The sequence below is a fragment of the Enterococcus sp. 4E1_DIV0656 genome (assembly GCF_002140695.1).
GTDB lineage: Bacteria > Bacillota > Bacilli > Lactobacillales > Enterococcaceae > Enterococcus_D > Enterococcus_D entomosocium.
In genome coordinates, this window is the sequence record NZ_NGLF01000002.1 from 606,617 (window position 1) to 611,186 (window position 4,570).

The following is a 4,570-nucleotide window of genomic DNA, read 5'->3' on the forward strand; positions in this document are numbered from 1 at the left end:
AGTAGGACAACGTTAATAATTAAAACATATAAAAACGAATTTAATCCAAATGAAAGATAAAGGAATGCTTGCAAGTATAAAATACTAATTAACCCTACAACTTCAAAAGGATTGATTTTTAATTTGATATATTTTTTTGTATCAAAGTATCTCATTAAATTAATAATTATATAACTTAAATTCGTAGATATAATCGCTCCAATAATCCCTATAAAAGGGATTAAAACGAAAGACGAAACAACACTGATACAAGCACCTACCATAGTTGAAATCATAATCATCTTATTATTCATTGAGGCTGTATATATTGATCCAAAATAAACTGAGAAACAATTAAGCACAGCCGATACAAGTAACAGAGGAATTAAGTTCCATGCCTCAAAAAATTCGCCTTGTAAAAGAAATTTTGAAATAAATGGAATGAAAGTAATAATTAAACTGCAAGAAGCAATAATTAATGAATAGTAAGTCAGGAAAACTTTAGTAAAAAAATTAGAAGCTTGCTTATTTGAAATTTCTTTGGAGGCAGAAAATTGCCAAGCTTGTTGAAATATGGAAGAAAGAACATTTATTATTGAAGGTAGCTTACTAATTGCAGTGAATATTCCAGCTACCGCTATCCCTTGAAACATAACTAAAATGTATCTTGTTGAAATATTAGCAAACCACCAAGATATTGAGTTAGGTATCATTGGTATACTAAATGTCAATAATTCTTTTATTAGAGTTTTATCTAATATTTTTAAATCAATAAATTGTTTTATATTTGCACGAAAATAAAGATAAAATGCTGATGAAACATTACCTAATGCAATCGAGAAAAGATAGCCATTAACCCCATAAGATAGTAGCCCTACTAATACCACATTACTTATCCCTAGAATAATAGCATTAAGAATACCACTCATTGCAAAAAATCTTGCCTTTCCGATTCCTCTTGAAAACTGTGCAAATAATTGTCTAATACTATATGCAAATAGCATGAAACTAAACAAGATAGGATATAAAGAATCTAGGAGGAATAACACCAATATACTAATGGATAACACTAATGTATTGATAATTAAAATTATTTTTAGAGAACTTGAAAGTATTTCCTTTTTTTTAATCAAAGAAACATCAATACTAAACCTAAAAACTGCTTCGTATAAACACAAGGTTGCTAATGGCATAAGCAAATCTATACCATTATTCATCAATTCAGCAAATCCATACTCAGTTGGACTCATCGCACTAGTGTAAAGTGGCATTAAAAAAAATAAAATAAGTTTTGAAAAAACATTTCCAATAGCAAAAATAATTGTATTTGAGCCCAGCGTTCTAAACTTTGAATCTATCTTTATTTTATTTCGTAAATTGTTGCTTCCATCTTTCAATTTTATCATCCTCAATCAGAATTCTAGTATCCCATTTAGCTTTGATCATCTTTTCTAAAGAAGATGAAGTATCATCTCTTTCTATACATGGAATGTTATTATTGTTCTTAATTTCTCTAGCTCTGTTGTCTATGGCAAGAATAATTGACCTACGTCCATGTTGTAAAGCGTATATTCCACCATGCAATCTTGTTCCAACATAGTCTGTATCATTATTTGTCAAGAAATTATCAAAAGATTTTAAATTAGGAGAAATTATGTTAACATCTGTTGATTCATCAAGTTCTTCTAAATAATTTAAGTCCTCTAAACTCTGGGGCCAAAAATATACTTTTCTATACAATTTCTTTAGAATTTGAATCATTTTTTTATCCTCATCATAGTTTCTAAATGTTGTATAATGAGTCAAAGTAAACAAAACATTCTCGCTTTTTTCTTGTGGTATTTTAGAGCATTTATATTCATCCAGGTTCCATAAAGTAGGACACCCTGTAACAACTGATTGAACTCCTATACTATCCAACATATTTTTAGTAGCTTGATCTCTAACACTATGAACATAATCTCTGGACAAAACTCGTTTATATAACATTTGGGTATACTTAGTTATCTCCTTGGAGTTGTTCCCACTACCTACTCCAAACAAAATGGATTGCTCACTAACTTTGGTATTAAACAAATTAATATTCCAATTAGGCATTGGCCTTAACATATTTTTATATAAAAGATTTGTACCACAAACAAATTTTAAATCAGCTTCACAAAAATTTTGCCGAAAACTTTTATTATAAAATAATTGGAATTTATTTAATATTCCGGTACGCGATGGTAACCTCATTATATAGTCATCACTAAACATCTCTTCAGATATTTTTTGTATAGAGTCATTAATAATCTCATCACCTATATTTAAAGTACCAATTGATGTATCAAAAAACAATATTTTTTTCATTTTTCAACCTCTTAATTTATAATATTAGAATAATATTCTTTTAGTTTTTTTGCTTCTTCACAAATATTATACCCTAATCCATTAGTTACTACTTCAGTTCTATCTATAGGGAGTTTTGAAATTGAATACAGATTAGAACCCCATTCTTCTATATCATTTTTGAAAGAAATGTAAAAACTTTTTGAACTAGCAAATTCTTTAGATATAGCCTCACTAAAAACACATGGTAATCCCGATGATAAAGCTTCTACTCCTATAACAGGAAGACCTTCATAATTAGAAGGCATAAAAAACAAATCTATCCCGCTGAGTATGTTTTGGACATCATTCCTAAAACCTAAAAAAACAACTTTATCATTAATTTCATATTTGTTTGTCAAATCTTCCAATTTTTTGAGCTCGGGACCTTCTCCAACTATTAAAAGTTTATAATTTTTCACATCATCTTTTTTTACTAATTCACGAAAAACTTCTAATGCAAAACTTAAATTTTTCTGGGGGGAGAGTCTTCCAATACAACCTATTAAATAATCATCTGCATCGAAATTATGTTCACTCCTAAATTTTTTCCTTTTATAATTCGAAAATTTATATTTTTCGATTTCTATAGCATTCTTAATGATTTTTACTTCATCATTTATCATAGAATTTCTTCCAAATAGGAACTCTCCTGCTTCGTAAGAACACGCCGCATAATAATTAGTCATCTGTTTTAAATTTTTACATAGTATTTTATTCCTTAAAGATTTTAATTTAGAGTCTGAGAACTTTGTCGCATGACTATGTGCTATTATGTTGTTCAAACCAATCTTTTTGGCTTTATTCACCACTAAAAAAGCAACATTTACAGTGTGTATGTGCATAATATCATACTCATTTTTTATATTGTGAAAAAGTTTATCCAATTGAGAGTTTATAGCAATATAATTTTTTAGTTTCAACGAAGGAACTATATATACTTTTGAGCCAAGTTTTTTAACCTCAGAGTCAAAAGGCCCTTCAGGATAATCTGAAAACAAAAGGTAGTCATAGATTACATCTTTGTCTAAATGTTTTTGATAATTTTTTACGACTGAACCTATACCACCTGTAGGCCTTCTGCCTATTACGTTTAAAATTCTCATTAAAAATGTTCCTCCATTAATCTATTGAAAAAAAAATTGATATGGGTAAACCCTATTCCAATCTGGTCGTAACAACAGGATAGTTAAGCAATAACCCATAAAAATCAATATAAACATGTACAACAAAAATTTAAAAGATTTATTGTAGCGTAAATTATTAAATGAATTCGGGAGTAATAAGATTACAAATACTGAGAAATAGTCACCAACCCTATCCAATAGACTAAACCTTATTGAAATTATGGAAATTGCAAGTCCTACTAAAATCATTTTAAAAAATAAAATATTGGGTCTACTTCTTGGAAAACCAACATACCAAACAAACAATATAATAACCATATTAACTGCAATATTTAAAATTGTTGCTGTTCTAGTACTTCCATCCATGTAACTCGATGTTAAATAGTAACTATATGTCGGAAAAAATCTTAGAAGAAAATTAAAAATCATAGGAAATAATATAAAACCTATACTAGTAAGAATAGCTAAAAAAGCAACAAATTTTTTATTATCCTTTATTTTGTCAACAAACAAAATACATAGGGAAATTATAGCTGTATTGTGAAAGCTGGTAGCTAGCAAAACAAAGATAAAAAATAAAATGTATTTCTTGTTTAAAATAGCTGTTACGGCCATTAAAATTGCTGCCATTGCTAGAGTTTGGCGAGCAATATTCATGCTTAAATCAAAATATCTCAAAGTAAAAAAAAGATACACACTCATCCAAGGAATTAAAGAGTATTTTTTTATTACGATATAATAAGCTAAACATGTGATAAACGCTATTGTAACTAATAAAACTTGTGGATTAGGTGAAATAAATGATAATAATCTGTTAAAGTAAAGGAATCCGTGTTCATATCTCCAAGTAAAACTTTCCATGGTTGAGTTTTGCAATGAAGTATATAGGTTGGTATATTCTATAGTATCATTACCAATATTGGACGATCTAAATGCAGAAATTATAAAAAATACAAAAAACAAAATTTTTAAATAGCTCTTTGGATACTTATTAAGTATCAATCCTAAAGAGATTATAAAAAAAACTATAAAGAAAAATAACCACATTTTTTATATCCTCACTAATCTGATAGTTCAGAAATAATCTGTATAAAAGC

The 4,570-nt window shown here is 28.0% G+C and carries 4 protein-coding genes; all 4 read right to left on the bottom strand.

From position 1 onward, the window contains the following. Positions 1-1,376, bottom strand: a 1,376-nt coding sequence (locus tag A5882_RS16135; RefSeq protein WP_176462043.1) for a lipopolysaccharide biosynthesis protein, incomplete at its 3' end; no start/stop codon positions are given. After that, entirely contained in the window at positions 1,345-2,328 is a 984-nt protein-coding gene (locus A5882_RS16140; protein WP_086373126.1) for a polysaccharide pyruvyl transferase family protein, read from the bottom strand. The genes A5882_RS16140 and A5882_RS16135, both read right to left, overlap by 32 nt. Before the next feature lie 11 nt (positions 2,329-2,339). After that, the gene (locus A5882_RS16145) at positions 2,340-3,452 is read right to left on the bottom strand and encodes a glycosyltransferase (RefSeq protein ID WP_086373127.1); all 1,113 of its coding nucleotides are present in this window, start codon (positions 3,450-3,452) and stop codon (positions 2,340-2,342) included. A 21-nt stretch (positions 3,453-3,473) separates the two neighbouring features. Further along, positions 3,474-4,520, bottom strand: a complete 1,047-nt coding sequence (locus A5882_RS16150) for an EpsG family protein (RefSeq protein ID WP_086373128.1) — start codon at positions 4,518-4,520, stop codon at positions 3,474-3,476. Between the last annotated feature and the right edge of the window lie 50 nt (positions 4,521-4,570).